This window comes from Algoriphagus formosus, from assembly GCF_002807035.1.
Classification (GTDB): domain Bacteria; phylum Bacteroidota; class Bacteroidia; order Cytophagales; family Cyclobacteriaceae; genus Algoriphagus; species Algoriphagus formosus.
The window spans coordinates 229861-256239 of sequence record NZ_NIUC01000003.1; the positions used below are offsets into that span (position 1 = coordinate 229861).

27 protein-coding genes are annotated in these 26379 nt (G+C 42.5%); 17 read left to right on the forward strand and 10 right to left on the reverse strand.

Annotated features, from left to right (window positions below; translation table 11 throughout):
• The gene (gene kdsB / locus CDH51_RS16420; RefSeq protein ID WP_100629637.1) at positions 1–729 is read left to right on the forward strand and encodes a 3-deoxy-manno-octulosonate cytidylyltransferase; all 729 of its coding nucleotides are present in this window, start codon (positions 1–3) and stop codon (positions 727–729) included.
• Positions 730–2506: 1777 nt separating this feature from the next.
• Here the strand turns inward: kdsB and CDH51_RS16440 are convergent.
• Positions 2507–5182 carry a putative LPS assembly protein LptD gene (locus CDH51_RS16440; protein WP_100629641.1) on the reverse strand — a complete coding sequence of 892 codons (2676 nt, stop codon included), beginning with the start codon at positions 5180–5182 and terminating at the stop codon, positions 2507–2509.
• A gap of 106 nt (positions 5183–5288) precedes the next feature.
• On the opposite strand from CDH51_RS16440, the gene CDH51_RS16445 reads away from it, so the two are divergent.
• From CDH51_RS16445 to CDH51_RS16455, 3 genes are all read left to right on the forward strand, one after another.
• Positions 5289–6089 carry an N-acetylmuramoyl-L-alanine amidase family protein gene (locus CDH51_RS16445; RefSeq protein ID WP_026947209.1) on the forward strand — a complete coding sequence of 267 codons (801 nt, stop codon included), beginning with the start codon at positions 5289–5291 and terminating at the stop codon, positions 6087–6089.
• Positions 6090–7080: 991 nt separating this feature from the next.
• Positions 7081–8706 (forward strand): acyl-CoA carboxylase subunit beta, encoded by a 1626-nt coding sequence (locus CDH51_RS16450; RefSeq protein WP_100629642.1) that lies wholly within the window; start codon positions 7081–7083, stop codon positions 8704–8706.
• A 194-nt stretch (positions 8707–8900) separates the two neighbouring features.
• Positions 8901–9743, forward strand: coding sequence for a transglutaminase-like domain-containing protein (locus CDH51_RS16455; RefSeq protein ID WP_024283098.1), 843 nt, complete (start codon positions 8901–8903; stop codon positions 9741–9743).
• Here CDH51_RS16455 and CDH51_RS16460 read toward each other — a convergent pair whose 3' ends face one another.
• Complete coding sequence (locus CDH51_RS16460) at positions 9744–10313, reverse strand: redoxin domain-containing protein (protein WP_100629643.1); 570 nt, start codon at positions 10311–10313, stop codon at positions 9744–9746.
• Position 10314: 1 nt separating this feature from the next.
• Entirely contained in the window at positions 10315–10944 is a 630-nt protein-coding gene (locus tag CDH51_RS16465; RefSeq protein WP_100629644.1) for a 4'-phosphopantetheinyl transferase family protein, read from the reverse strand.
• Between the two features lie 34 nt (positions 10945–10978).
• On the opposite strand from CDH51_RS16465, the gene CDH51_RS16470 reads away from it, so the two are divergent.
• From CDH51_RS16470 to CDH51_RS16490, 5 genes are all read left to right on the forward strand, one after another.
• On the forward strand, positions 10979–11902 hold the full coding sequence (locus CDH51_RS16470) for a WD40 repeat domain-containing protein (RefSeq protein WP_100629645.1): 924 nt from the start codon (positions 10979–10981) through the stop codon (positions 11900–11902).
• A gap of 103 nt (positions 11903–12005) precedes the next feature.
• A complete protein-coding gene (locus tag CDH51_RS16475) occupies positions 12006–12944 on the forward strand; it encodes a DivIVA domain-containing protein (protein ID WP_100629646.1) in 939 nt (312 codons plus the stop codon).
• Positions 12944–13309, forward strand: a complete 366-nt coding sequence (gene folB, locus CDH51_RS16480) for a dihydroneopterin aldolase (RefSeq protein ID WP_026947216.1) — start codon at positions 12944–12946, stop codon at positions 13307–13309. The genes CDH51_RS16475 and folB overlap by 1 nt, the downstream gene beginning before the upstream one ends.
• Positions 13302–14165 carry a ChaN family lipoprotein gene (locus tag CDH51_RS16485; RefSeq protein ID WP_100629647.1) on the forward strand — a complete coding sequence of 288 codons (864 nt, stop codon included), beginning with the start codon at positions 13302–13304 and terminating at the stop codon, positions 14163–14165. Before folB ends, CDH51_RS16485 begins: the two co-directional genes overlap by 8 nt.
• 1 nt (position 14166) lies before the next feature.
• Positions 14167–14625: a DUF4268 domain-containing protein gene (locus CDH51_RS16490; RefSeq protein WP_100629648.1), complete on the forward strand. Its 459-nt coding sequence runs from the start codon at positions 14167–14169 to the stop codon at positions 14623–14625.
• On the opposite strand, the gene CDH51_RS16495 is transcribed toward CDH51_RS16490, so the two are convergent.
• Positions 14622–15122 (reverse strand): DUF6265 family protein, encoded by a 501-nt coding sequence (locus CDH51_RS16495; protein WP_100629649.1) that lies wholly within the window; start codon positions 15120–15122, stop codon positions 14622–14624. The two genes, CDH51_RS16490 and CDH51_RS16495, sit on opposite strands and share 4 nt — an antisense overlap.
• Positions 15123–15156: 34 nt before the next feature.
• Positions 15157–15471, reverse strand: coding sequence for a HesB/IscA family protein (locus tag CDH51_RS16500; protein WP_024283086.1), 315 nt, complete (start codon positions 15469–15471; stop codon positions 15157–15159).
• Between the two features lie 113 nt (positions 15472–15584).
• Between CDH51_RS16500 and CDH51_RS16505 the strand changes: the two genes are divergently transcribed.
• From CDH51_RS16505 to dtd, 5 genes are read left to right on the forward strand one after another with little or no spacing between them, the layout of a single operon-like run.
• Positions 15585–16109 carry a DUF7935 family protein gene (locus CDH51_RS16505; protein WP_100629650.1) on the forward strand — a complete coding sequence of 175 codons (525 nt, stop codon included), beginning with the start codon at positions 15585–15587 and terminating at the stop codon, positions 16107–16109.
• A 5-nt stretch (positions 16110–16114) separates the two neighbouring features.
• Positions 16115–16528, forward strand: coding sequence for a YkvA family protein (locus CDH51_RS16510; protein WP_024283084.1), 414 nt, complete (start codon positions 16115–16117; stop codon positions 16526–16528).
• A gap of 58 nt (positions 16529–16586) precedes the next feature.
• Positions 16587–17195, forward strand: a complete 609-nt coding sequence (locus tag CDH51_RS16515; protein ID WP_100629862.1) for a thioredoxin family protein — start codon at positions 16587–16589, stop codon at positions 17193–17195.
• Complete coding sequence (locus CDH51_RS16520; RefSeq protein WP_100629651.1) at positions 17192–17917, forward strand: Rossmann-fold NAD(P)-binding domain-containing protein; 726 nt, start codon at positions 17192–17194, stop codon at positions 17915–17917. The genes CDH51_RS16515 and CDH51_RS16520 overlap by 4 nt, the downstream gene beginning before the upstream one ends.
• A gap of 1 nt (position 17918) precedes the next feature.
• On the forward strand, positions 17919–18371 hold the full coding sequence (gene dtd, locus CDH51_RS16525; RefSeq protein ID WP_100629652.1) for a D-aminoacyl-tRNA deacylase: 453 nt from the start codon (positions 17919–17921) through the stop codon (positions 18369–18371).
• A gap of 49 nt (positions 18372–18420) precedes the next feature.
• Here the strand turns inward: dtd and CDH51_RS16530 are convergent, their stop codons facing one another.
• Positions 18421–19521, reverse strand: coding sequence for a hypothetical protein (locus tag CDH51_RS16530; RefSeq protein WP_100629653.1), 1101 nt, complete (start codon positions 19519–19521; stop codon positions 18421–18423).
• Positions 19522–19774: 253 nt separating this feature from the next.
• Between CDH51_RS16530 and CDH51_RS16535 the strand changes: the two genes are divergently transcribed.
• Positions 19775–21253 (forward strand): ATP-binding cassette domain-containing protein, encoded by a 1479-nt coding sequence (locus CDH51_RS16535; protein ID WP_100629654.1) that lies wholly within the window; start codon positions 19775–19777, stop codon positions 21251–21253.
• A gap of 74 nt (positions 21254–21327) precedes the next feature.
• Complete coding sequence (locus CDH51_RS16540) at positions 21328–22572, forward strand: aminotransferase class V-fold PLP-dependent enzyme (RefSeq protein ID WP_100629655.1); 1245 nt, start codon at positions 21328–21330, stop codon at positions 22570–22572.
• On the opposite strand, the gene CDH51_RS16545 is transcribed toward CDH51_RS16540, so the two are convergent.
• Together CDH51_RS16545 and CDH51_RS16550 are read right to left on the reverse strand one after the other, a co-directional pair.
• The gene (locus tag CDH51_RS16545; RefSeq protein ID WP_100629656.1) at positions 22555–22941 is read right to left on the reverse strand and encodes an iron chaperone; all 387 of its coding nucleotides are present in this window, start codon (positions 22939–22941) and stop codon (positions 22555–22557) included. The two genes, CDH51_RS16540 and CDH51_RS16545, sit on opposite strands and share 18 nt — an antisense overlap.
• A gap of 1 nt (position 22942) precedes the next feature.
• The gene (locus tag CDH51_RS16550) at positions 22943–23983 is read right to left on the reverse strand and encodes a zinc-dependent alcohol dehydrogenase family protein (RefSeq protein WP_100629657.1); all 1041 of its coding nucleotides are present in this window, start codon (positions 23981–23983) and stop codon (positions 22943–22945) included.
• Positions 23984–24065: 82 nt separating this feature from the next.
• On the opposite strand from CDH51_RS16550, the gene CDH51_RS16555 reads away from it, so the two are divergent.
• On the forward strand, positions 24066–24413 hold the full coding sequence (locus tag CDH51_RS16555; RefSeq protein ID WP_198514330.1) for a nucleotide pyrophosphohydrolase: 348 nt from the start codon (positions 24066–24068) through the stop codon (positions 24411–24413).
• A gap of 31 nt (positions 24414–24444) precedes the next feature.
• Here the strand turns inward: CDH51_RS16555 and CDH51_RS16560 are convergent, their stop codons facing one another.
• Together CDH51_RS16560 and CDH51_RS16565 are read right to left on the reverse strand one after the other, a co-directional pair.
• Positions 24445–24681 (reverse strand): YdcH family protein, encoded by a 237-nt coding sequence (locus CDH51_RS16560; RefSeq protein ID WP_026947232.1) that lies wholly within the window; start codon positions 24679–24681, stop codon positions 24445–24447.
• 104 nt (positions 24682–24785) lie between these two features.
• Positions 24786–26336, reverse strand: coding sequence for a M81 family metallopeptidase (locus tag CDH51_RS16565; protein WP_100629658.1), 1551 nt, complete (start codon positions 26334–26336; stop codon positions 24786–24788).
• Between the last annotated feature and the right edge of the window lie 43 nt (positions 26337–26379).

Here is a 26379-nt window from a genome sequence, read left to right on the forward strand (position 1 = left end):
TTGAAAACCGCAGCCCTTATTCCCGCTCGCTTTGCTTCCTCGAGATTGCCTCAGAAATTGGTGCAGGATCTGGAAGGAAAATCAGTCATCCAACGGACTTATCTCAGTACAGTAGCTACCGGAGTTTTTGATGAAGTTTGGGTTGTATGTGATCACGAATTGATTGAGGAGCAGGTGCTTGCTGCGGGAGGCAAAGTCTTTCGTAGCCAAAAAGAACATGAAAGTGGTTCGGACCGGATAGCAGAGGCCCTGGCCCAAATTGATGCCGATCTGATTGTCAATGTGCAGGGGGATGAACCCTTTCAAGATGCCAAGTCCCTTCAGGATCTAGTGGCGGTTTTTACTGATTCATCAGTGCAAATGGCATCCCTTTATTTCAATATTTCTCCCGCGGAGGCCGCCAATCCTAATGCGGTCAAAGTAGTTTTGGATCAGAATAGCGATGCACTTTATTTTTCAAGATCTCCCATTCCTTTTGACCGCGAGGGAAGCGGGGATTTTTCTTACAAAAAACACGTGGGAATCTATGCTTACCGAAGGGAGCTCTTGCTAGAGTTCACTACTTGGACAAAAGGGGAATTGGAACAATTGGAAATGTTGGAGCAGCTCAGAATTCTAGAGCATGGGGTGAAAATACGCATGGTAGAAACCTCCCATCAGGCCATCGCTATTGATACAGCAGAGGACCTGGAGCAGGCAAGGAATTTCTTACGAGAAAATCCAGGTTAATTTTATTTCAAATACCCAATTCCAAATAAAAAATCAAGCCTCAACGAAAGGAGAACTAAATGGCGCAAGCCCGCCTCCCGGACGGGCAGGTCTCCTGACTTGTGCCTTAAATATTGCAGTCTCCTGACTGCTTTTTTTATATCCGTCTTCGTCTTGCTGGCATTTATTTTCCGTTTCCAGAATATATTCCTGCGCCAGCGCTGGGGAAAGATGTTGATTCGATTCCACGGGGTTCAAACCCCGGGCCTGCCTGCCGAAGGCATGGCTACCTATCTTTCACCCCTCTGGGGTTTTTATTCACTATGATTCAGAATTTCGCTTTGCCGCCGTTCTTGTCTACCTTCGGTAGACAGGTCACCAAGCACGGCTTTTATTCTAGGTTTTTACGTCCTCCCTGAATAGCGCAAGTCTCAGGACTTGTGCTTAAAACTATGCAGTCTCCTGACTGCGCATTAATGAGACGACTTCGTCTTGCTGGCACATTTATTCCCCTTCCCTTTCAGAATTCTGCGCCAGCGCTGGGGGAATAATATTAACCCTATACCTAGGGTTAAAACCCTAGGCTAAAACATTTCGTGCCTTCAGCACTTTTTGTTCAAACATGCGATTATTTAAAATATTTCACCGAACGAAGTGAGGTGTATCTCAGAAGGCGAAGCCGACTATATCTTTCTGAACGAAGTGAAGGCTATCTTTTTGAACCCAATGAAGATTTTTTAAAAGATAGCTACGCAGATAGAAAAAGATATGGCTTCGCAAAGGAATAATGGCCTATTTCACCGAAGGTGTATTTCTATTTTTTCACCTTCTTATGATCTTTCTGTTCATTAGGAGGATACATTTTTTGAGTATTTAGGATGGCCTTCGGGATTTTCGGTTTTTGTAAGACGAGGAAATCGTCAAAAAAATGGGCTAGCTCTGAACTTGTTTCAGAGATCCGACCATTTTTAGATTTCTGAGTCCTTCAAAAATCAAATCGCAATGAAATTTCATTTTTCCGATTTATTAGACGCGATTTGAAGAAAAGACCGGGCCAAGGCCTTTTGGATACTTTTTGGCGAAAAAGTATCAAGAAAAATTCTCAAAAATCAACTTTGACGGGTCAATCTTTAAATTGGCCTTCGATAAATTCCATCTCCGTCTTGCTGGTACCCAATAAACGTTTTCAAACCAAAGATCAAGGCCCAGCGCTGGGGGAATAATATTAACCCTATACTAAAACATTTCGTGTCCGCCGCGGCGGACCGGCACTTCAGCACTTTTTGATCAAAAATGCGATAATTTAAAATATTTCACCGAACGAAGTGAGGTGTATCTTAAGAGGCGAAGCCGACTATATCTTTCTGAACGAAGTGAAGAGTGTTTTTTTGAACCGAGTGAAGATTTTTTAAAAGATAGCTACGCAGATAGAAAAAGATATGGCTTCGCCAAGAAATAATGGCCTATTTCACCGAATGAAGTGAGGTGTATCTTAAGAGGCGAAGCCGACTATATCTTTCTGAACGAAGTGAAGAGTGTCTTTTTGAACCGAGTGATGATTTATTAAAAGATAGCTGCGCAGATAAAGAAAGATATGGCTGTGCCAAGAAATAATGGCCTATTTCACCGAAGGTGTATTTCTTATTAGTGAGAGAAAAAATCATAGGTCTGTTAAGTACTATGGGGGGTTCTAAAATTCATCATTCCACATTAAAAAAGTCAAGAAACAAGAAGACCGTTAAGGGAACGGTTTCAGGTCAATTGAAACAAAAACGCCGTATTTCCTCAATTCCAATTCTTATTGATCAAAGAAAGATCGGCGACGCGAAACTTTTAGATCCTGCAAAATGCTTGACTTGACCCGGATATCGATGTTGTAAGAGGTGAAGCGTCCAAAAGGAATCCAATTGACATTCATCTGCCAGCAATGCAAATCACGGGCAATTCCAATCATGGATTGCGTGATCACCTGATCCACCAAGTTGATACCTGTATTGAAGTTGATTTTCCACTTTTCAGAAATGGACACATCACCGGATAGCTGCACGGCCGAAGTCACATTGCTTCTTCCACTTGTAGGTTTGCTATAGGCAAGATTATAGCCGATTGACAGGTTCCAGGGAATATTCCAATCGATATATTGACTAGGATCAGTGACGATTTGATTGATTTGGCTTTCTACAAATTCATTCATGATTCCACCTTGCTGCATAAACTGATTGGTCAGCTCATCCCGCACCTCACCCGGATTTTGGGCATTGCTAGGATTGATGGAGGCATTGAGATTGAAGGATGCATTTCGGATGGTCCCAAGCCCCTGTCCATTTTTCCAGGCAAATTGATTAATTCTCCGAATAGTCTCTGTTCCGGTTCCATTATCAAAGGCTGAAGTGGCATAGGGGTCCACGGTAGCACTCATATTGACAGAAACCCTTCGATCAAAAAAGCTGGTTCGGGCACTGATCCGCACAGGTGCTAGCTGAAAAGAGTCTGCTGCAAAATTATAAGAAGTATTGATGTCAAAGTTTTCGATCAAAGGAATCTTTTTGGTGCTGTTTTCGGCAGTAGAGTCCTCATCGGTTATGATTTTTCCTTCCAAAACAGATCGAATTCCCATGGTCAAAGCCCGAGATTCTCCAGCAGGCGCTCCCCCGTAGACAAATCCCTGATGTCTGTTGTAAAGTCTGGTATCTCCCGCTGCGTTGGTTTGAACCTCCTGGAAGTAACCGAAATTATCTGTGGTGAAATCAGGTGTGTAGCTAAAGCCAAAAGTGGGCTGAATATGGTGACGGATGGTCTGTAGCTTTCCTTTTTTGAAATTATAAAAGCCATAGACGTTGGTCTGCATACTGAAAGAGGTATTGTAAAAAGTCACCCGGTTGAATCCATCTTCAACAATCTGATCCACTCGCTCCGATTCGGGATTGTAGAAAAAATTCAATCTCTGCAAATACCAAAGCTCCGTGATATTGGCTGAAGCTGTTCCGGTGAAATACTTAAAAAGGGTGAAGTTGGTGCTGACAGGAATTCGGTGCTGAGCACCATTATTCGCGTTTTTCAACAAGAGGCTGAAATTCTCTGGAGTAAATGGAATTAACTCAGGAGTAGTCGTACCTCCCAATTCCGGATCAATGGGAGTTGGAGACTGAATTCGGTTGCTGATGGAGTTTTGAAGGTCAAAGTTCCAGGCAATATTTAATGTCTTCAGTGGCTCAAATTTCACATTCCGAAAGGGATTCTGCCGGTTCATGGAAACATTGAAAGAAGGTAGTCTGAGCCTAACTTCTCCCGTGGAAACTGACTGAGAATGTTGGGCAGAAGCAGACATGGAGAAAGGTGTGCCCGAAAACTGCTTGGTATAGTTGATGTTCGATTGTAAATCCGATGTGACGTTATTTTGGAAGTTGGTCGGATTGATCACATTGTTGAAGTAGGAAGTACTACCTGCATTGACGGAAGCTGAAAAGCGACCTGTACCTCGGCTTTCAGGGGTATGAGACCACGTCACGCGGAAGGTGTTATAGTCAACTGGGTTAAGTTCGGTTTCAGGTGACTGAAATTTCTGGAAATCCACATTGAAGGAACCGCTAAAACGATAGCGTTTTTTATAGACTGATTGGGCTTTGGCACCCCAGCCTCCTTTGGAATAAATATCTCCTGTGACACGGGCATGGATGAAATCATTGAATGCGAAGTAATATCCAAAGTCACGTAGGAAGAGACCTCGCACCTGTTCCTCTCCATAGCTTGGGAAAATTATTCCGGAAGCTTTCTCTTCAGGAGTATTTGGAATAATGCCGAATGGAAGGCCAAGTGGGGTAGGAATACCGTTGAAATACAGGTTGAAAGGTCCTGAGACGACTTGTTTTCCCTCAATGGACTTGAGTTTGTTGGAAGAAATATGCCAATGCGGTTCGGTCAGTTTACATGTGGTATAGTAACCGTGGTCTAGATAAATGCTTCCGTCATCTGTCTTTTTGATGGTTTCGCCTCGGAGGATTCCGTCTTGCTGCTCCGTGACTACATCTTTGATGATGGCTTTTTGGGTTTTGAAGTTATAGCGCATCTCCTTTCGGATTTCATAGACCTGACCTTGGTCTTTGAAAAAGGGATTGCCTTCAATATTTCCCAAGCTATCGGTGACTCCACTGGCATAGAGTTCGTTGTTTTTCCAATCGATGACGATGCGGTCTGCATCCAGTCGCATTTCCCCGTATTCAAACCAAGCGCCACGATAGAGATATACCTTGTTGGTTTCGAAGTCTGTGACGATACTATCCTCAGCAAAATAGTTGATTTCGCTCATGATCGCGCTCTGAGGCACAATATTTGTCGTATCATTTTGAGGAATCGAGTCCGCAGAATTAGTCAGCGAATCGAGAATAGATCTTTCGGGGAACTGCAGAGTATCCGGCACAGCAAGCCTTCGTTCTTGCCTCTCCGTGGTCTCTTGTGCTAAGGCCAAAAATGGCATTAGTAAAACTGAAAATAAACTCAATAGGAGTTTGAAATGCTGCACAGTCGCTCGTTCCTTAACTAGTATGTACGAAATTACGCGTAAAGTTAATTTTATTGCCCTCATGAGAAGATTCAAAACCCAAAAATTTGTTAATTCTCTTCTATTACTGATACCTTTTCTTTTCGGTGGTTTTATTCCCAATGAAACCATGATGCCTGCTTTCCGGATGAAAAAGATCGTTTTAGATGCCGGTCACGGTGGAAGAGATCCCGGAAATCTCGGTTCACGCTCCCGAGAGAAGGATATCAATCTTGCAGTCACGCTGCTGGTAGGAAAGTATATTGAAGAAAACCTTCCTGATGTGGAGGTGATCTATACCCGCAAGGATGATAGTTTTCCTTCGCTGAAAGAAAGACCTGTCATCGCCAACAAGAACAAGGCTGACCTTTTTGTTTCGATTCACTCCAATTCCGCTGCGAATAAATCAGCTTACGGAACAGAGACTTTTATCATGGGAATGAAGCATTTCGAATCCAACTTTGATATCATCAAGCGGGAAAACTCTGTGATGATGCTGGAGGATGGCTATGAAGAAAAATATGAGGGGTTTGACCCGTCATCTCCCGAGTCTTACATCATGTTCAACTTGATGTCTCAGGCTTTCTTCGAAAATTCGCTTTCCCTTGCCGATCAAGTTGAGAAGCAGTTTAAAGATCGAGTAGGCCGAAGAAGCCGAGGAGTGAAGCAGGGGCCATTCTATGTACTTTGGACTCCATCCATGCCTTCTGTACTGATTGAATTAGGCTTTTTATCCAATTCCAACGAGGAAAGATTTTTGATGAGCAAGCAGGGGCAGGAGTACATGGCTTCGGCAATTTTCAGATCCATCCGTGACTATAAAAATCAGATTGAGGGAAGGTGAGGAGTTTGAAGTAGGGAGTTGGAAGCCGGGAGTTGGAAGTAGGAAGTGTGAAGATTGAAGTGGGAAGGTCGAAGTAGGAAGAGACCTTCATCGCGATCCCGAGAATCGGGAGAAGCGATCGCCTATTGAGAAAGAAATGAGGGGTTTTCCCTAGTCGCGCCTACCGTAGTGGGAAGAGATTATTCGAGATTAGACTAGATGGCGAAAGTCTCAGGACTTGTGCCTAGAACAAGGCAGTCTCCTGACTGCTTTTTTTAGGCGACTTCGTCTTGCTGGAACCGAATTAACGTTTCCAAGACAAAGATCAAGGCCCAGCGCTGGGGGAATAATATTAACCCTATACTAAAACATTTCGTCCCTTCAGCACTTCTTATTTCACCGAAAGAAGAGAGGTGTATCTTAGGAGGCGAAGCCGACTATATCTTTCTGAACGAAGTGAATGGTATCTTTTTGAACCCAGTGAAGTTTTTTTTAAAAGATAGCTCCGCAGATAAAGAAAGATATGGCTGCACCAAGAAATAATGGCCTATTTCACCGTACGAAGAGAGTTGTATCTTTGGAGGCGAAGCCGACTATATCATTTTTGAACGAAGTGAAGGGTATCTTTTTGAACCCAGAGAAGATTTTTTAAAAGATAGCTACGCAGATAGAGAAAGATATGGCTGCGCCAAGAAATAATGGCCTATTTCACCGAAAGAAGAGAGGTGTATCTTAGGAGGCGAAGCCGACTATATCTTCCTGAACGAAGTGAAGGGTATCTTTTTGAACCCAGAGAAGATTTTTTAAAAGATAGCTACGCAGATAGAGAAAGATATGGCTGCGCCAAGAAATAATAGCTTATTTCACCTTCGGTATATTTCTTTATTGGAGACTTAAATCGATCTTCACCAATTCAAATTGTAATCAGATCACTTTAACCGCTTTCTTTTTCTGAAAACCAAACTTCCTTTTGTAGATTCGAGTTTGAAAATCTATAAACCCAAATAACTCCATGAATTCAACCGAATCAAAAAACAAAAGTCTGGAAACACTCCTGACTGAGTTGTCAGAAAAGTACCAAGTAATCAAAAAAGGTGGCGGTGACAAACGCATCGCCAAAGAACATGATAAAGGAAAACTGACGGCAAGGGAGCGGATTGATTACTTGAGAGATGAAGGTTCGGATTTTTTGGAAGTTGGGGCTTTCGCAGCAGATGGAATGTACGAGGAGGAGGGAGGATGCCCTTCTGCAGGGGTCGTCACAGGAATTGGATTTGTGAGCGGTCGTATGTGTATGATTGTTGCGAATGATGCCACCGTGAAAGCCGGAGCTTGGTTCCCAATGACCGCCAAGAAAAATCTTCGCGCTCAGGAAATTGCCATGGAGAATCATCTACCCATCATTTATTTGGTGGATAGCGCAGGTGTCTTTTTACCCATGCAAAATGAAATATTTCCCGATAAGGAGCACTTTGGACGGCAGTTTCGCAACAATGCTAAAATGTCTGCCATGGGGATCGTGCAAGTTGCTGCCATCATGGGGAGTTGCGTGGCTGGAGGGGCTTACCTACCCATCATGTCGGACGAGGCTCTGATCGTAGATAAAACGGGCACCATCTTCCTTGCAGGCTCATATCTGGTAAGGGCTGCCATCGGGGAATCTGTAGACAATGAAACCCTTGGTGGGGCTACCACGCATTGCGAAATATCAGGCGTGACAGATAATAAATTTGACACGGATCAGGATTGCTTAGATGCTATCAAGCGGATTTTTGATAAAATGGGTGCCTCCGAGAAAGCAGGCTTTGATCGGGTTGAGGCGAAGGAACCTGCGATTTCTGCTGATGAAATGCTCTCAAAATTCCCAATCGACCGAGTCAAGCCTTACGATATGCTTGAGGTGCTAAAAGGACTGGTTGATGGAGGAGAAATCGATGAATACAAAAAGGACTACGGAAAAACCCTGATCTGCGGAACTGCCCGGATCGATGGTTGGGCTGTTGGAATCATTGCCAATCAGCGCAAGGTGGTCAAAAATGCCAAAGGCGAGATGCAAATGGGTGGGGTGATCTACTCCGATTCGGCCGACAAGGCAGCGCGCTTTATCATGAATTGCAATCAGCGGAAAATCCCTTTGGTTTTCCTTCAGGATGTCAGTGGATTTATGGTAGGGTCTAAAGCCGAACACGGAGGAATTATTAAGGACGGAGCCAAAATGGTCAATGCCATGTCCAATTCCGTGGTGCCGAAATTCACCATCGTTCTTGGAAATTCTTATGGAGCAGGTAATTATGCGATGTGTGGCAAGGCCTATGATCCACGCTTGATTTACTCTTGGCCTACCGCCCAAATGGCCGTGATGTCAGGAGCTTCGGCAGCTAAGACCCTGCTTCAGATCAAGGTTTCATCTTTGAAAAAGGCCGGTAAAGAAATCAGCCCTGAGGATGAAAAGGCACTTTTGGAAGAAATCACCAATAAATACAATGAGGAACTCAGTCCCTTCTATGCAGCAGCCAGACTTTGGGTAGATGGAGTGATAGATCCTCGGGAAACCCGAAAGGTCATTTCCATGGGAATAGCCGCTGCTAATCATTCACCCATAACTGAAAGGTTTAATGTCGGAGTCATTCAGACTTGATTTGACTATTTCAAATTCAGCTAAAATTAAGTTGAGAGCTAATAATATTATGTAAATAGTAAGTGGTCAATAGTGTCTTAGGTAAGAAATCCATCACGAATACCACTTACTTTTTACCATCTCCCTCTCAGAATTCACCTTGAAATTTCACTTCACAAACTCAATCCTTCATATATTTTTTTTAAATTAAACTAATGAGCGAACTCAGTCCTTCTGAATTGAATGCTTTGGTCACCCTCCTGGATGATAGCGATCAGGAAGTGAAAACCCACGTCCGTGACCGAATTATTTCTTTGGGAGCGGAAATCATCCCTTTTTTGGAAAAGAAATGGGAAAATAGCTTTGATCCGGGTATTCAGCGGGAGATTGAGTTTTTGGTGCATGAGCTTCAGTTTTTGCAACTGAAAGAAAGGCTGGAAGAATGGAAAAAGTCTGAAGATAAGGACTTGCTAACAGGACTTTGGATCATCAATACCTATCAATATCCTGACCTGGAGTTTGAAAAGCTTAACGCGGACATGCATCAGATTTACTTTGAAGTGTGGACAGCTTTTAAGTCAGATTTGGGTCCTTATGACCAAATCCGGATCATCAATAATGTCTTGTTCAATTCTCTGAGATTTTCCGCCAATACCAAAAACTTTCACTCTCCGGCTAATTCCATGCTTTCATCGGTTTTGGATACTAAAAAAGGAAACCCCATTTCTCTTTGCGCGATCTATATGCTAGTCGCTCAGAAATTGGGGCTGCCAGTTTACGGAGTCAATCTTCCCAATCTATTTGTACTGACTTACAATTCTGCTGACATCACTTTTTACATCAATGCCTTCAACAAGGGCTTGATATTCCGAAGACAGGATATCTACAATTATTTGGAGCATTTGAAAATCGCACCCAAAGAGGAATTTTTTGAGCCCACCGATTCCCATCAGATCGTGATGAGGTCCCTGCGGAACTTAGCCTTTGCTTTTGAAAAATTAGGTGAAGCTGAGAAGGTGCTGGAAATCCAAGAGCTTCTTCAGATTCTTGAAAGCTGATTAGAAACTTCTCAGGTTACAGCCTGTAGCCCGAACTTGAGAAGGACTAGGCATATTTCCTCCCAAAAATTGATTGATGGCCCGCTCGAGAAAACGCTCGCTGACCGCATTTTCCGCTTGGGGATTATTATCGATCGCTCCATGATAAATGACCGTGGGTATGTCCTCCTGTTTGCTAATCAAAAAAGCTTCCGGGATTTTTACTACTCCCAAGCCTTGATTCGCCTCAGTTCCTGATTGTATAAAGAATGGCATATTCATGCCGGAGGAATCGATGTAGTTTTTAAGTTCATCTGCAGATGCCTTTGAGTCGGAATGAATCAAAGCGAAGCGGAAGCCTTGATTACTGAATTTAGTCCGAAGTGCCTTGATCCTTCCCTCGTACATTTTGGTAAAAGGACAATTCAGGTCAAAATAGATCAAAACCAATCCTTTCTGATCGGTAAGGTCTGCGATGGTTTGTGTCTTACCTGTCACTGCATCTTGAAGTGAAATGTCTCCTAGACTCTGTGCGACTATGGCCTGAGAAATGATAAAAAAGGAAAAAACGAAAAGTATTTTAAGATTCATGCTACCAAATGGTGTAAGTGAGAATGACGTCCTGGATTTTTTCTACCCGAACTTGATAATGGTGATCTGCAAATTCCGTTCCTCGAATTTTTCCCTTGATGAGTTGCGCATCCGGCTCGAAAGGTTCCAATAGAATGTTTTCCCTGAAAGAAACTCCTTTTTTTCCCTGACACTTGAAAATGGATTCTTTGGCAGACCAGGCCATGGTGTAGTGTACGGGGTCCTTTTTGAGGAAATCCAGTTCCTTTTGATCTAAGAATCGAAAGCCAATCCGGAGGATTTTTTCCCTGACCAAATCCATATCAATACCAACGGGAAGATCTCGGTGAAAAATTGCTCCCGCATAGCCTTGAGTATGACTTAAGCTCACTTGGCCTCCCCCTTTCATGACTTGGGATTTGCCATGTTCATCTTTGAAAAAGCCCGGATAAGGGATGTTTAGAGCGTCCATGGCTTCCTTGATGGCCATTCGGGAAGATGCCCATTCCTTCCGTTTTTCATGATGAGAAATATTGGCATAAGATAGCTTTTCGCGGAAGCTGAGGAAATCTAATTGATCCATAGCTTGGTCCTGAATATTCTTTAGAACCAAGACCGATTGGGAATCAATTTTTTCTATTTTTGTTTGCATAGGCCGAAAGGGCGTTCCTATTAGAAGCCAATATATGTCAAAAATCCAAGTTAATAAATTACACAGTCTCACCGGGCACAATGACTGTATCTATGCTTTGACCGAAGGATCCGATCCTCGGTACTTTTATACTGGTGCAGGTGATGGAATGGTGGTAGAGTGGGACTTGGACAATCCTAAGGACGGTAAACTCATCGCCAAACTTCCGCATTCTGTCTATTCGCTAGCGATCGATCATCAGCGAAATTACTTAATCATAGGACATAATTTTGAGGGAATTCACGTCATTGATCTGAACGAAAACAAAGAGATTTGGTCCCTGAAAATGACGGAATTTGCCATTTTCCATATCACTGTGGTCGGTGACCAAATTCTTGTTGGAGATGGGGATGGAGTTTTAACGATTGTCGATATTTCTTCCCGCGCTGTGAAGAAACACATCAAGCTGAGTTCGAAGAGTATTCGTGTGATGGATGTGGCCGTTGAAAAAATGCATCTTGCTCTTGGGCTTTCTGATCACAGTGTTAAAATTTTGGATTTGGCTGAGGATTTCAAGCCAATTGCTAATTTAAAAAGCCATACCAATTCGGTTTTTGCCTTGCGATATTCCCCGGATGAAAGCTACTTGGTTAGCGGTTCTAGAGATGCCCACTTGAAGTTTTGGAAAACCGATCCCTACGAATTGGAGGAGGATGTGGTAGCTCACATGTATGCGATTAATTTCCTAGATTTTCGGGAGGATGGGCAGCTTTTGGTGACTTGCTCCATGGATAAATCCATCAAAATATGGAGTCCGGAAGAAAGAAAATTATTGAAAGTCATCGATAAGGCAAGGAATGCTGGGCACGGAACCTCAGTCAATAAGGTCATCTGGAGTAGTTACTCGAATGATATTATCTCCATTTCTGATGATCGGACCATTTCCATTTGGAATCTTGGATTAGAACAAGAAATATGAAGTGCCCTTAAAATACATTCTCACAAAGTGGATGTTTAAAGAAATTCCACTCTACCTAATTGGTACTTGAGCGGATTTTGCTGAAAAAAAAGAAATTAAAAAAATGAAAATATCACCTACCGAAATACGCAAGAAATCCTTCGAAACGGGCTTCCGAGGTTATGAAAAAAAGCAAGTAGAGGAATTTCTAGAACATGTGAGTCAAGCTTATGAGCAGCTCAATCAGGAAAATCTTGAATTGAAAAGTAAACTTCAACAGACAGAAGCAGAAGCCAAGCGGCTGAAAGATGTGGAGGATTCGCTTTTTAGGACTTTGAAAACCGCCGAAGATACTGGAGCTAGTATTATCGAAGAGGCAAATGCAGCAGCCGATCAAATCATCGAAGAGGCAAATGCCAGTGCGAAGAATGCGAATGATTACGCAGATAAGATCATCGGTGAAGCAAAGAAAAAGGCCGATGCCGATGCGGCAGTCATTATCGCAGCTGCTGAGAGCAAAGCTAAAGAAACGATTGTAGAGCTCAGAGAAAGCATGCAGGGCTTGGTCAGAAGCTACGAAAGCTTGGTCGAGCAGCGGGAACTTTTGGTCAAAAGTCTTCGCAGGATATCGCAGGATATGCTGAATCAGATTGACCTTTCTGACGCACATTTCAATCGGATCGACGCGAAGGCCCACGCTCGGGCAGTGGATGAACTGAGTCGCTCGCAGGCTTTTACATTTGCCAATCTTGAATCTTTATCTGAACAGCTTTCCCAATCAATGGGTAATACTCAAGTGAAAGTAGAAGAGGAAGTGTTAGAAGATCCAATGGAGGAAATGGAAATCATCGAGGAGGAAATCGAACTCGAAATCCACGATAGCACTCCGGATGTACAGCCTGAAATGGATGTAGAGGAAGAAGTCTCGGATCAATCTGAGGAAGTGCAGGAGGAGGAGGAAGAACCTAAAAAAGTGGAGATCAAAAATCAGCAAGCTCCTCCTAAGCCGCAGCCAAAAGACGATGCAAATCAATCAGGATCATTTTTTGACCAATTTGACTAATGGGGAAAGTATCACTGGAAGGAATTGAATTTCACGCCTATCATGGTGCCTATCCGGAGGAGTCTATTCTCGGAAATCGCTTCACTTTAGATCTCGAATTGGAGACCGAATTTCGTGATGCTATGCTCCATGATGACCTGAAAGCCACGGTTGATTACTCTGTTCTATACCGAATCATCAAAGGCAGAATGGATGTCAAAGTGAAACTTCTCGAACATTTGGGACACCTGATCGTGCAAGATATTTTAGAGGCCTATCCAAAAACTAAAGAGATTCGACTGACATTGAAAAAACATGGTCCTGCTCTCGGTGGATTGGTGAAGTATTCAGCTGTTCAAATTCAATACCCGGAAGATTATGCGTAATTCCATTTTTGCTCTTACGATTTTCATTTTATCCTTCCAGTCCTTAAAAGGACAGGGAGTTCCCTATCAGATATTTGATTCCAAAGGCAAGGCCATAAGTTTCGAAAAGATGGAGAAGGAGTCAAAAAAAGCTGATCTCGTATTCTTTGGAGAGCTACATAATAATAGCCTTGCTCATTGGCTACAGCTACAAGTTTTTAAATCACTTTCAGAGGAAAATGATCGCCTTGTGTTTGCATCAGAGTTTTTTGAGCGAGATGATCAGCTTTTGATCGACGAGTGGATGGCCGGAAAAATCACGGATAAGAACTTTGAGACGGAGGCTAAGCTCTGGAATAATTACCTTACTGATTACAAACCCTTGATGCTTTTTGCTAAAGAAAATCAAATCCCATTCATCGCCTCAAATGTACCAAGGCGCTATGCATCGCTCGTTAGCAGGGGAGGTATTGAAACTTTAGATTACTTGAGCGATGAAGCCAAAGCCTATTTCGCTACGCTTCCAGTTGCAATTGATATGACGCTACCGGGCTATGAGGCTATGCGAGGAATGATGCACGGGGCACCAGGCAATTCAGATTATATGATTCAGGCCCAGGCACTCAAAGATGCTACGATGGGAGAATCACTTTTTGAATCCTTAGAGCAGGGAAAACAAATCTACCATGTCAATGGCTCCTACCATAGCAAAGAAGGAGAGGGGATTCTTTGGTATGTCAAAAGGAGTTTCCCGGACAAAAAAATCATCAATATCCATACGGTAGAGCAAGATCAATTGGATAGCTTGGATGAGTTTAATGCCTCTGGAGGAGACTTTATAATCGTATTGCCCAAGGACTCGCATAAGTCTTACTAAGATGTACACCAAAGCGGAACTCTCCCGAATCCGAAAAAGCTTCTGGACAGCTTTTGGTGCCTACATGCGTCCCATTCCCAATGCCCAAGGTCGCCGGGTCAACTGGCAGAATTATAAGACAGGGGTCAAGGAAATTTATTTTCGGATGAAAGCTGAGCGAGGCTTCGCTTCTATAGGAATTGAAATCACGCATCGGGATGAGGAGCTTCAGGAGCTGTTTTTTGAGCAGTTTGGACAGCTTCGTAAAATCTTGGAAGAAAGCACTAAGGAAGCTTGGGAATGGAAGCTACACGAACAAAATGAATTTGGTCAGGTAATTTCCAAAATCGAAAAGGTCAAACCGGGAGTCAATGTGCTAAATGAAGAAGAATGGCCGGAGATCATCAGCTTTTTGAAACCCCGAATGATTGCCTTGGATGAGTTTTGGGATTTGGTAAAGCCCGGTTTCGAGGATTATTAAAAATCCCTCCTTGTATATTCAAAAGCAGCAACACTCGATTGGTCCCCACTTTCCAATTCCACCCAAACAGTCAAGTTATCGCCTTCCCTCTTCATCGTCAACCCATCTAACCAAATCGTCTGATCCTCGATTTCAATTAGGCGGAATTCTACCCATTCATCTTTATCTTCCCAAGCTGTCAAATCTGCGCTGAAGTGCTTTAGCTTCAAGGTCATAGATTCATTTTCTTCACTTAGGAAAAACAACTCACTAAAAATGAGCTTTCCTTGATCAAAAAAACGAAAAGTCCCCATCATTTGCCCGTCTCTAGCAGGAAGCCAAACTTCCTCACAGTCTCCACCCAAGCCGGGACCTGACCAAAATCCTTCTAGCCAACTTACCTGAGAAAGGTTTCCCTTTCCGGGAGACTGTCCATCCTCAAGTCTTTTTACCTCTTGAGCATTGGCTGCAAAGCAAAGGATGCAGAGGAATGAAAGAATAAAATGGTGTTTTTTCATGGCTTTGGGCTTTCCATGAATTTACAAATAAAAGCTATTGATCGTGTCTTTTTGGCAGGTCCGGATTGACAAAAGTGAATCCCCGAGCTTCATCTCCTTCAAAAAAGTCAATCTGCATTCCCATCAAAAACATGTAATGACGTTTTTCGATTAAAACGGGTATACCGTTGATTTCGAATTTTTGATCCTCTTCCTTCGGTTTGTCAAAGCCCAAAGCATAGGACATACCCCCACATCCGCCGCCTTTGACTCCCACTCGGAGGAAATAATCCAAAGGAATATTTTTGTGCTGAATGATGTTTTTGATTTCAGCTTCTGCTTTTTCGCTAATACTTATCGGGGTGAGCATGTATTTCGAATGTTTTTGGCAGGAAATTGGTTCGAAGACTTTACAAATTTACACAAGGATACGTTTATAAGGCCGGATAATTTTAGGATATTCGGACATTCGAGATCTGATTTATGGACTATTTAGTAGAATTACTCAAAATTGTACTCCCTGCAGGAGTGGTGCTCTATGGCATGTACTTAGTCATCGTGTCGTTTATCTCCAAAGAGCGTGAGAAAATGCTCATTGAGTTGAAAACCCAAAATTCGCAGACTATTCTACCAGTAAGACTTCAGGCTGCTGAACGCTTATGCCTTTTGCTGGAGCGAATCACTCCCAATAATCTGGTCAGACGTGCCAATGCCTCCGGGATGACTGCTGCGGAGTTGCATTCCGTTCTTTTGTCTGAAGTGCGGGAGGAGTTTAGCCATAATTATTCCCAACAGGTTTATTTCTCAGAGGAAACCTGGGAAGCTGTCAAAAGAGCGATCGAGGAAGTCACAACCATTATCAACCTAAGTCGACAAGGCCTCGGAGAAGAGCAATCAAAGGGTATGGATTTGGCCAAAGCCATATTCGCTTTATCCTTGGAACGAAAAAATGATGCCATCGCTTATGCTTTAAAGCAGGTCAAGTCAGAGATCAATATTTATTTCTAATAGCCATGTCAAAAATCAGCGATAAAGCCCATCAACTACTCGATCAAGCCAAAGCCCTATTTGGCAAGCAGGTAGAAGGCTTGGCCCAAAAAGAAGGAAAGGTCAAAGAATTGATTGCTGGAGTAAAGCAAAAGCTGGTAGACTTTGGGGGTAATCCCCGTGTCAAGAAGTTGGTGGAGCCGATTTCCATTTTTATTCGTATGCTCAAGGCTCATTTCTCCGGTGTCAAAAAGCTCTCGAGCTCAACCTTGGGCTTGGTTGTATTGGCCTTGGTTTATTTTTTATCTCCTATAGATATCATCCCGGATTTTCTGGGAGTTTTTGGCTTTGCTGATGATCTTTCGGTGATTTTGGCTGTCTTTGCAAAGCTCAAAGATGAAGTGGAGGAGTTTTTGGACTGGGAACGAACTCAGCTGTAAATCCTGCTGTTAGTCTCACAAATCCATCCACCCATCTATGCTGGAACAAGTGACTAAAATGCAAACAATCACCGCCGATACCATTGCCGGGGCGATGACTTATCAAGAGTATAAAGATCTGGCTGATAGACTTTTTGCTCAAGGGAAAACGACAGGAGAGAATCAATCCCAGGCTTATATCGATTACACTCGTATTGCTATTCAACGAATGCGCAAATGGGATAAAATCGCCAAAGTTTCCGAGCGAATGGTAGAAAAGGTAAAGAAACTTCCTCCTCAGATTTGGTTGATAATCACGGAGGCTTGGTGTGGAGATGCCGGTCAAAACATTCCTTACATCTATAAACTTGCAGAATTCAATCCCAATATTCAGGTAAGATTGATCCTTCGGGATGAAAACCTGGATATCATGGATGCTCATCTTACAAACGGAGCTCGATCCATACCAAAATTGGTCGCTTTGAGCCCTGGATTGCAGCGAGAGTTTTTTACTTGGGGACCAAAACCACAGTATCTGATCGAAAAGCAGAAAGCTTTTAAGAATAATCCTGATGGAAAGTCTTTTCAGGAATACATCGAAGAAGTACATTTTTGGTATGCCAAGGACAAGAATCAAACCTTGGAAAAAGAAATGGAAGCTTGCTTTGAAAATGCCTTTGGAATATGAACATAGCCCTTATTTCTGGTACTTCCGGGCTTATCGGAATGCAAGTGTTACATCAATTGCTAAAAAGTAATTCTTTTGATTACATCATCAGCGTAGGTCGAAGGACGCTTGCCTTGAAGGATCCAAAGCTCATTCAGATTTCAGGTGATCTTTCAAAGATTCATGGTTGGGATTGGCAGAATGAAATCAATTCCCAGAGCCTCGGCGGAGAATATCAAGAATTAGTGAAGGCCATTGAAAATGAAAACTGTGAAATTTCAGCTTTTTGTTCTTTGGGGACTACCATCAAAAATGCTGGTTCAAAGGAACGCTTCTTTGAAATTGATCATGATTTGGTAATCGGCTTTGCAAATTGGGCAAAAAGTTTGGGAGCCAAATCCTTTCATTATGTCTCGGCTACCGGGGCAGATGCCGATTCATCCATTTTTTACAACAAAGTCAAAGGTCAAACCGAGAAGGATTTACAACAAATCGGGTTTGATCGCTTGAAGATTTATCAGCCTTCTCTATTATTAGGAAATCGTTCCGAATTTCGTTTTGGGGAGCAAGTAGCCACCATTCTAATGAAACCATTGGTATGGTTAAAGCTTTTCAAAAACTTCCGTCCTATCTATGATTATCAGGTAGCCAAATCCATGGTTTTGGTCGATTCAGACTCGAAAAGAGTAGGGCTGGAGCGCGTCAGTTCGGGCGAAATGCAGGACCTAACAGCCAAAAAATAACATGATAGCAGTAATCCAACGGGTATCCGAAGCTTCCGTCAAAATAGAAGGTAAAATCAAATCTGAAATTGGATTAGGTTTGATGGTTTTGTTGGGGATTGAGGATGCAGACACAGAAGAAGATATCGAGTGGCTATCAAAAAAGATGGTGAATCTTAGGATCTTCCCTGATGATCAGGAAGTAATGAATCGAAGTTTGCTGGATGTAGGTGGGGATATTTTATTGATTTCCCAGTTTACTTTACATGCGAGTACCAAAAAAGGAAACCGTCCTTCTTACATTAAAGCGGCCAAGCCTCCTGTAGCGATTCCACTTTACGAAAAGATGATCCAAGCTCTTGAAATCGAATTGGGAAAAAAGATCGGAACAGGTGAGTTTGGTGCCGATATGAAAGTCGCTTTAATAAATGATGGACCGGTGACGATAACCATTGACACAAAGAATAGGGTATAAAAAAAGTGCCTAAAGTCAAGTTCAGGCACTTTTAATAGCTTTCAATAGCCTATTCTACTTTTATGTAACCAACTGGCTTGTATAGAATCTCTCGCTCAGCGATGTGAATACCTTCACCAGCTTCTGTATTTAATCTGGCTACAATTTGGTCTCTTACAGAATAAGGGTCTCCTACTAATGCTACCCCATATCCAAGATCTCTAAGTGACCCTGCAGTAATTCGGCTGAGTGGATTGACACCTAGGTTTAAGAATCCTGTCATTAACTCGTTATCAAGGATGTCTTCACTCCAATGAGAAAATGCTGTACCTGGTCCTGCTGCCGCACCTTCTATAGGAAGGGCATTTTCTCCACCCGCTGCTCTCCAGTGAATATTTCCAAATCTTCCTGTAAAAAATGGATTTTCTTCAGTTCCTGCTATAAGTTGCCTTTCAAAGTTAACCCCATCAAAAGTCAAATCCCAGGCCGTACCTACACCCAAAACATGTCCCATTTCATGGACAATCACCTCATCAAATAGACCAAAAGAATCTAGAAAGTCTAAGTCTGATGTATCAAAGAACATGAATCCTGAAAGAGGTAAATTATCTGCGAGTCTAAAAAATCTTGGTCCTGCAGCTCCTAAGATATTACCTGGCCCATCTATATTTTGTAGTACAACTTCAATAACTATGTCATCCACTTGCTCTCCTGGTGGAATAACTAAGCCCCCAAAAGCACCAGGAATTGGACCTGAAATGTTGGGTACATCTTTGATAATGATTTGCTCCCATCTAGCAGCAGACTCCCTGAAGACTTGTTCTTGAGCAGCAGTCACTGGTGTCAAAAATTCTAATTGTATATTAAAACGGACACGTTCAGATCCACCGCCTCTCCTCCTTGCATTAGCATCAGCAAGAGATTCGTCAGCCTTAGGTACGGTGATGACTACAGGTTCTCCCTCTGGTTGTTGTGGTAACTCAAAGGTTCGACTCTGATCCACCGCTTGTGTTTGAACGACGGTATCCTGACTTAATTCAGAACATGCCGTGAAAGTCAGAAGTCCAGCTGCAGTAGCTAAGGTAAATCCTAAAGAGGACCTCCCAGATTGTGGTTTAAAGAAGCGATTGAAACCAGAAGGAATCTCTCGCATTTTGGAAAATTTAAGCATAAGATAGTTGTTAGAAATAGTAAAAGATAAATTTTAAAACTTAAGTCAATATAAAGCCTGAAAATTATTATTAAAAATTAAAAAGGAAAAAATGTAATTATTTTAATTTAATGCAAGGTTAATTATCATTTTAAATGCAAAAATGTTGCATTTAGGAATTCTATCGTCCTTCGGAATAAATTTGAATCTTTGGTTTTTTTCGTTAATTCAGCCTCAAGTTTTCTATTCCTTTTCATTTAAAAACTCGATTTAATTGCCTGCCCCTCTTATAAAAATATCCGATGGACAAATAATTTTTAAGGGAATAAATGCCTTTTCAAATTTGGATTTTTGTTGGGATTCAGATGAAAGTTGGGCTATCCTAAGCGAATCTGGTTGGCTACAAACTGCCTTTCAGGAAACCCTACGCGGGAATACAGTTGTCAAGTCAGGAACTGTCACCAGACCTTTTGCCAATCAATATTTAAGTGCAAAAAGACAAAGGAAGGAAGTGGCTAGTTTTCGTGACCTAATGGCCTATGTATCTCAGCGCTATGAATTCAGAAATAAATTCAATCAGCAAAACTTCTATTTTCAGCAGCGCTTCAATTCGGCTGAATCAGAAGAAACAGAAACAGTAGAAAAATATTTATCAACCGTTCAGTCCAAGCAAGATGGACCCTGGACTCTGGAAAAGGTACTTGTACTACTAAACTTGAAGGACCTTCGTGAGGAATCCCTGCTTAAACTTTCCAATGGAGAAACTAGGCGCTTGGCTATTGCAGCAGGATTGATGCGTCAACCCGATATTTTCTTGATGGATCATCCAACCACCGGGTTAGATATAGCAAGTCGAGCGGCTTTTGGGGAGATAATTACTGCCATTCAAAAAGAAGGAGTGCAAATCTTGATTACTTGCAATCCTCAGGATATTCCTTCAGGTATTAAGAAAATTGGTCTTCTGGATCATACGGGTTTGGCTAAGGTCTGGGATTCTAGCCAATTTACACTCGCTTCAAGAATTGAAAAGGAAAAAGACTGGAATTGGGCTTTATTGCAAGAATTATTACCCCAAGAAAAACCAATACAAGAGAGCTTAATTGCTCTTCAAAATGTCACTATCAGCTACCAAGGCAAGACTATTTTGGACGCAGTCAACTGGGAGCTTAAAGCTGGAGAGCGATGGCTTTTAAAGGGAGCAAATGGATCGGGAAAGTCCACGCTAATTTCACTCCTCATTGGTGAGAATCCGCAGGCTTATTCTCAGAATATTTGGCTTTTTGGTCAAAAAAGAGGTACAGGAGAATCCATTTGGGATGTCAAAAAGCCCACAGGGTTTGTCGCTCCAGAATTGACGCGTTTTTTCCCCTCCAATCAAACCTGCAGAAAAGTAATCCTGAGTGGTTTATTTGACACCATGGGTTTGTTCAAAAAGGTCAGTGCGGAGGAAGAAGAACTGGCCTTGAAATGGATGAAGGTATTTGAACTAGAGTCTTTGGCTAATCAACCTATTCACAGAATTTCTTTGGACCAACAGCGGTGGGCCCTTCTCGCCCGTGCCTTGATTAAAAAGCCTCGGCTTCTTATTTTGGATGAAGCCTCCCAAGGTCTCGATCTTGCCCAACGAAAGCTTTTCACAAATACAGTACAAAAGCTTTGTGAGCTCTCAAGCATCAGTTTAATTTTTGTCAGCCACTATCCCGAGGATGTGCCGGATGCTGTAGATCAGATTTTCGAATTACCATCAAAATAACCTTCCTTCCGAATTCAAAAGATCGAACTGGTTTTTGAATTAAAAGATGTATTTTATTTTTTTAAAATCATCTTATGAACTCGAGAAGAAGTTTCATTCAAAAAATGGGTTTGGCCTGGATGGCTCCTGCAGCATGGAATAACTTGGAGTTTCCAGGTCTATCCATGCCTCTATATCAACAATCCTGGGACCAAATTCGCCTTCAATTCCCTTTGGAAAAAGATCGTATCTATCTGAATAATGGAACATTTGGACCTTCTCCTTTTCCAGTACTCAAAGCGGTTCAAGATTCATTTGACAAAACCAATCGGACCGGAAATTATGGGAATCCCGGATCTGGAAGGGAGAAAATTTCTGAGTTTTTTGGGGTAAAGTCAACTGAGATTTCCTTGACTCATAACACGACAGAGGGGATCAATATTATGGCACAGGGCCTTCCTTTGCAAGCCGGTGATGAAGTAATCGTGACTTCACATGAGCATGCAGGAAATGCAATCCCTTGGCTTAACCGCATGAGTTTGGATGGGATTGTCCTGCGGGTATTTGAGCCAAAGGATACACAGGAGGAAAATTTTAAAGCGATCAAGAATCTAGTCTCATCTCGGACAAAAGCTATAGCCATTCCTCATGTGACTTGTACGACGGGTACAGTCTTTCCGATTCGGGAGGTTTCTGAATTTGCCAGGAAAAAAGGGATTTGGACGGCCATTGATGGAGCTCATGGTGCCGGCACTTTCGACTTAAATCTCAAAGATCTGGGTTGCGATTTTTATGCAGGTTGCTTTCACAAATGGATGCTTGGGCCCAATGGTACGGGCTTTCTGTATGTGCGAGAAGAATTGCTTGATACCTTACAAGCCTTTTATGTTGGAGCTAAGTCCGAGAAAAGTTGGGTTTTGAACGATAAGGAAGTTGTTTTTGGTGGCTACACCGATTCTGCCCATCGCTACGATTATGGCACCCAAAGTACTCCCATGCATGAAGGGGTACTAGCTGCGGTTGGTTTTCATCAGGAAATAGGAAAGGCTAGGATCGAAGCAAGAATTCGGGAGCTAAATGACTACCTATATCAGTCATTAGGACAGCTTGATAAATTAGAAATACTCAGTCCTGAGGAAAAAGACTCTCGGATTTCAGTAGTGACTTTTCGGATTCCCGACACTGATTATCGGGATATTGCGAAAGCCCTTGGTCAGAAAAAGATTCGGATTAGGGGAGTTCACGAAGCAGGATTAAATGCTATTCGGGTTTCCACTCATATTTACAATTTCGAGTCTGAGTTGGATAGTCTGGTACAGGAATTAAAGAGCCTTAGTTGATTTGGCTTTTTCAGCTACTTTTTGAAAAGCTTCTTCCTTGCGAAAAAGTGCAATTTTTTGGATAAGTTCTAAAGGTAGATCTCCTTCATAAGGAAGCTGTACGACTCCCTTTGAAGTTGGGTAATCCTTTAGTTCCTCAGCAAAAGCTTTGACTCCGGAAGCAGTGGGGTAAAAGCCCAAGTGATTTTTCATAGCTGCATAGTAAACAAGGACCTCTGAGGTTTTGAATGCAGGCATGTGATAGCTGATGACCTCTTTTGCTTCAGGGAGTACCTTTTTAAGTGTTTGTCTTATTTGTTGGAGTTTTTCCTGCTTTTCGATTGGAAACCAGCTGAAATACTCTTCGATGCTTTCTGCTTTCGGACCCATTTTAGAATTGATTGATGATGGTAATTCCTTGATTTTCAAATTTATTCATTTCAGGGAGAGCTTTTGTGGCTTCTTCCAAGGAAATTTTTTTACCGATTAGAGACTCTGGCTTTAGTTTGCCCTTGTGGATCATTTCAAGCATTTCTTGGTATCTCCAAGCTTGCATGCCATGACTACCAAGGATCTCTAGCTCCTTGGCAATAACCAAATTCATGGGTAGGGCAGTGTCTTTTTCTGAATCCAAAAGAAGACCAACTTGGATATGTTTTCCTCTTTTTCTCAGGCTAGCCACCGAATCATAAGCCAATTGACTTTTCCCTAAACAGTCCAAAGAAACATGAGCACCACCATGGGTGATTTCGAGAATTGCTGCTGGGATTGCTGATTCAGTCATAGGGTTTAAAAGGACATCTGCGCCAAGCTTTTTTGCCATTTCCAATTGTTTCTCGGATATGTCAACAGCAAGCACTTGAGCACCTAATGCTTTGGCAATCATGATGGCAGAAATTCCCACACCTCCGCAGCCAAAGACAGCTACCCATTGTCCTCCGGATACCTTTCCCTGATCTACCACCGCACGAAAGGAAGTGGCGAAGCGGCAACCTAGGCTAGCTGCAGTTTCAAATTCCATGGATTCTGGAATAGCTACCAGATTAGTATTTGCCCTGTCGATTCGTACATATTCTGCAAAAGAACCCCAATGGGTGAAACCTGGCTGAAATTGATCATCACAAACTTGTTGGTTTCCCGAGGCACAGGTAGGACAGACTCCACAGGCGCAAACAAAAGGAACAGTCACCCGATCTCCGATTTTCCATTTTTTTACCTCTTTGCCAACAGCTGAGATTATCCCTGCAAATTCATGACCCGGAACGTGCGGTAATTCAATATCGGCATCATGCCCCATCCATCCATGCCAATCAGACCTACAAAGTCCAGTTGCTTTGACTTCAATGACCACGCCATTATTCTCAGGGGTGGGATCTGTAACTTTCTGAATTTTTGGACTAGTTTGAAACTGTTCGTAGACCAATGCCTTCATATTTCGGATTTTTCTGAAAAGTAGCTAATCCCTTCTATTTTTTCTTAGTTACTTTCGGAATGAAATCCGAAATTATTTCTTTATGGACTCAATAAAGCAAGAAATTACCTTGGCTGAAGCCCAAGAAAAAGTAGATCAGTGGATCAAAACGGTGGGTGTTCGCTATTTCAATGAACTAACCAACATGACCATATTGATGGAGGAAGTAGGAGAACTGGCGCGTCTAATGGCTAGAACTTATGGCGAACAATCTTTCAAAGAATCAGACAAAGGAAAGGATCTTGGAGATGAAATGGCTGATGTGCTTTGGGTTTTGATTTGTCTGGCTAATCAAACGGGTGTCGATTTGACAGAAGCCCTTCGCAAAAACTTCGAAAAGAAGAATATTCGGGATAAAGACCGTCATCAAAAAAATGAGAAGTTAAAATAAAAAAACACGGTCTTGAGGACCGTGTTTTTTCTTAGTTTTCTTTCAAAAACTTATAAATCTCATCTTTTAAATGTAGTCGCTTAATTCGGAGTTGATTAGCCGTCTCATCAGAAGCCGGTACAGCATCTGACTCTACGCGGTAGATTTCATGATCCACCTCATCGTATTCCTCAAACAACTTTTTAAAGTGCTCATTTTCCGTTTTCAAGTCGTGGATTTTTGCTTCAAACTCAGGGAATTCTTCTTGTAGTGGGTGCTTTTTGAACATGTTTTTCGGGTTTTGTTTCTACAAGAATAGGCTAAATCTCACCGAACTTTGATGACTAAAATCACTTAGTCAAAAGACTATTGTTGGCTTTTGAAGCTTGATAATTAATTCCCTGATTTTTCAATCCACCTAACCGATAAGTCGGGATCTTCCATATCCTTATCCAAGGGATACATGGGACGGATGATGCGTTTGTGTCCCAGTCTTTCCAAGTCCTGATCTACTCCACCCGGAGTCAATGCCATGATCCAGTCACCGCGAAGATCATATAGCTCAGGTACTAAATATCCGATTTTTACTACCAAAATATCTGTCCTTCTAGGTTCTAAACCAAGGTCCGTAAAGTCCTTTTCATGATGGTAAGGCTTCCTCTTTTCGGTAACGATCACTTTGATCGAACCCACTTGAATCACCGCTTCCGTTTTGGCATCTAGATCTCCTTCTTTGAGTGCCAGTAATTTTCCCTTGAGCAAAAGGGGTGGAGCAAACCGGTCATCTACCATCGCACCTACAAACCCTTCCACGGTAGAGCCTATTTCGGCCTCTTTTGCTTTAGCTATCAGATCAGGTCCAGGGATGGAGGCATAAATCAATTTCGGGCCAGATTCGGATTGAAATTCAGGTCTTTGAAGCAGTTCATTTAAGGTCCAGGTTACATCACCTGCTCCTCCGGCTGTGGGGTTGTCTCCCATATCCGAGATTACAAAAGGCTTCTTTTCACTATTCAAGGCCATTTCCAAGCTTTCGTCGAGATAGGCTACCGGAGCTACAAAATCAAATTCATGGCGAACATCCCAAAAACTCTGAGCCAAAAATTCTGCACTTTCTTTTACCGCCGTTTCGTCATCTCCTGTCACCATCACTACCGCATGATTCCGTGGTTCATCGGCCCAAGCATAGCCAATCCAAATGGCAGCATCAATCACCTCCTCTTTTTTTGTTTCAGGATCTACTTTGGCATAAAGTGATTTTCCTGGTTCGATGCGAGTGCTTGTTTTTTCTCCGGGCAGGAGAATTGGAACTGGAATCCAAGCCTTGTAAGCTGGCTTTCCTTTACCGCTTTCAAGCCTGTCGAGTAGATTTTCTAATGCTCTTTGCTTGGATTCCAAGGCATCCTCATGTGGGGCCATCCGATAGCAGGTGATCAGGTCTGTATTTTCAGCCAATCGCTTGGAAACATTCCCATGAAGATCCATGGAGGTGGAGATCAGAGTTTCATCGCCAACCACTTCACGAACTTTGATGATAAAATCTCCTTCAGGATCATCTAAACCCTCTACGCTCATAGCGCCATGAATGTCAAAAAACAAGCCGTCGTAGGGAAGGTTTTCACGCAGCATTTCCAGTGTCAGATTCACCAGCGAATCATAAGCTTCTCGCGTAACCATCCCGCCGGGTATGGCATGACCTCGGAGCGTTGGAAACCAATTGGCTCTGGCTCTATTCTCAGAATCCTCTGATAGAAAAGGATAATAATTGAAAACGTCGTCGCCGATTCGAGCTTTGAAGAATTCAGCTGTGGATCGGGCAGGGGAAAAAGTACTGGACTCAATGGCCAAGCCGGCTATGGCAACTCGGGGCTTTTCGGTTTGGGTGGAGGAATTCTCACAGGAAAATAGAGAAATGGAAAGTAAGGCTATAAATAAGTATCTCATGCTGGTTTTGGATAATGATTGCTGAAAATAGCTCAATTTTATA

Coding starts and splice junctions, on each gene's coding strand:
- CDH51_RS16530 (WP_100629653.1), bottom strand. CDS start 19,521: ATGCTTAAATTTTCCAAAATGCGAGAGATTCCTTCTGGTTTCAATCGC.
- CDH51_RS16520 (WP_100629651.1), top strand. CDS start 17,192: ATGAACATAGCCCTTATTTCTGGTACTTCCGGGCTTATCGGAATGCAA.
- CDH51_RS16545 (WP_100629656.1), bottom strand. CDS start 22,941: ATGGGTCCGAAAGCAGAAAGCATCGAAGAGTATTTCAGCTGGTTTCCA.
- dtd (WP_100629652.1), top strand. CDS start 17,919: ATGATAGCAGTAATCCAACGGGTATCCGAAGCTTCCGTCAAAATAGAA.
- CDH51_RS16560 (WP_026947232.1), bottom strand. CDS start 24,681: ATGTTCAAAAAGCACCCACTACAAGAAGAATTCCCTGAGTTTGAAGCA.
- CDH51_RS16495 (WP_100629649.1), bottom strand. CDS start 15,122: ATGAAAAAACACCATTTTATTCTTTCATTCCTCTGCATCCTTTGCTTT.
- CDH51_RS16485 (WP_100629647.1), top strand. CDS start 13,302: ATGCGTAATTCCATTTTTGCTCTTACGATTTTCATTTTATCCTTCCAG.
- CDH51_RS16450 (WP_100629642.1), top strand. CDS start 7,081: ATGAATTCAACCGAATCAAAAAACAAAAGTCTGGAAACACTCCTGACT.
- CDH51_RS16455 (WP_024283098.1), top strand. CDS start 8,901: ATGAGCGAACTCAGTCCTTCTGAATTGAATGCTTTGGTCACCCTCCTG.
- CDH51_RS16505 (WP_100629650.1), top strand. CDS start 15,585: ATGGACTATTTAGTAGAATTACTCAAAATTGTACTCCCTGCAGGAGTG.
- CDH51_RS16565 (WP_100629658.1), bottom strand. CDS start 26,336: ATGAGATACTTATTTATAGCCTTACTTTCCATTTCTCTATTTTCCTGT.
- CDH51_RS16555 (WP_198514330.1), top strand. CDS start 24,066: ATGGACTCAATAAAGCAAGAAATTACCTTGGCTGAAGCCCAAGAAAAA.
- CDH51_RS16500 (WP_024283086.1), bottom strand. CDS start 15,471: ATGCTCACCCCGATAAGTATTAGCGAAAAAGCAGAAGCTGAAATCAAA.
- CDH51_RS16550 (WP_100629657.1), bottom strand. CDS start 23,983: ATGAAGGCATTGGTCTACGAACAGTTTCAAACTAGTCCAAAAATTCAG.
- CDH51_RS16490 (WP_100629648.1), top strand. CDS start 14,167: ATGTACACCAAAGCGGAACTCTCCCGAATCCGAAAAAGCTTCTGGACA.
- folB (WP_026947216.1), top strand. CDS start 12,944: ATGGGGAAAGTATCACTGGAAGGAATTGAATTTCACGCCTATCATGGT.
- CDH51_RS16515 (WP_100629862.1), top strand. CDS start 16,587: ATGCAAACAATCACCGCCGATACCATTGCCGGGGCGATGACTTATCAA.
- CDH51_RS16475 (WP_100629646.1), top strand. CDS start 12,006: ATGAAAATATCACCTACCGAAATACGCAAGAAATCCTTCGAAACGGGC.
- CDH51_RS16460 (WP_100629643.1), bottom strand. CDS start 10,313: ATGAATCTTAAAATACTTTTCGTTTTTTCCTTTTTTATCATTTCTCAG.
- CDH51_RS16470 (WP_100629645.1), top strand. CDS start 10,979: ATGTCAAAAATCCAAGTTAATAAATTACACAGTCTCACCGGGCACAAT.
- CDH51_RS16540 (WP_100629655.1), top strand. CDS start 21,328: ATGAACTCGAGAAGAAGTTTCATTCAAAAAATGGGTTTGGCCTGGATG.
- CDH51_RS16445 (WP_026947209.1), top strand. CDS start 5,289: ATGAGAAGATTCAAAACCCAAAAATTTGTTAATTCTCTTCTATTACTG.
- CDH51_RS16440 (WP_100629641.1), bottom strand. CDS start 5,182: ATGCCATTTTTGGCCTTAGCACAAGAGACCACGGAGAGGCAAGAACGA.
- CDH51_RS16465 (WP_100629644.1), bottom strand. CDS start 10,944: ATGCAAACAAAAATAGAAAAAATTGATTCCCAATCGGTCTTGGTTCTA.
- CDH51_RS16510 (WP_024283084.1), top strand. CDS start 16,115: ATGTCAAAAATCAGCGATAAAGCCCATCAACTACTCGATCAAGCCAAA.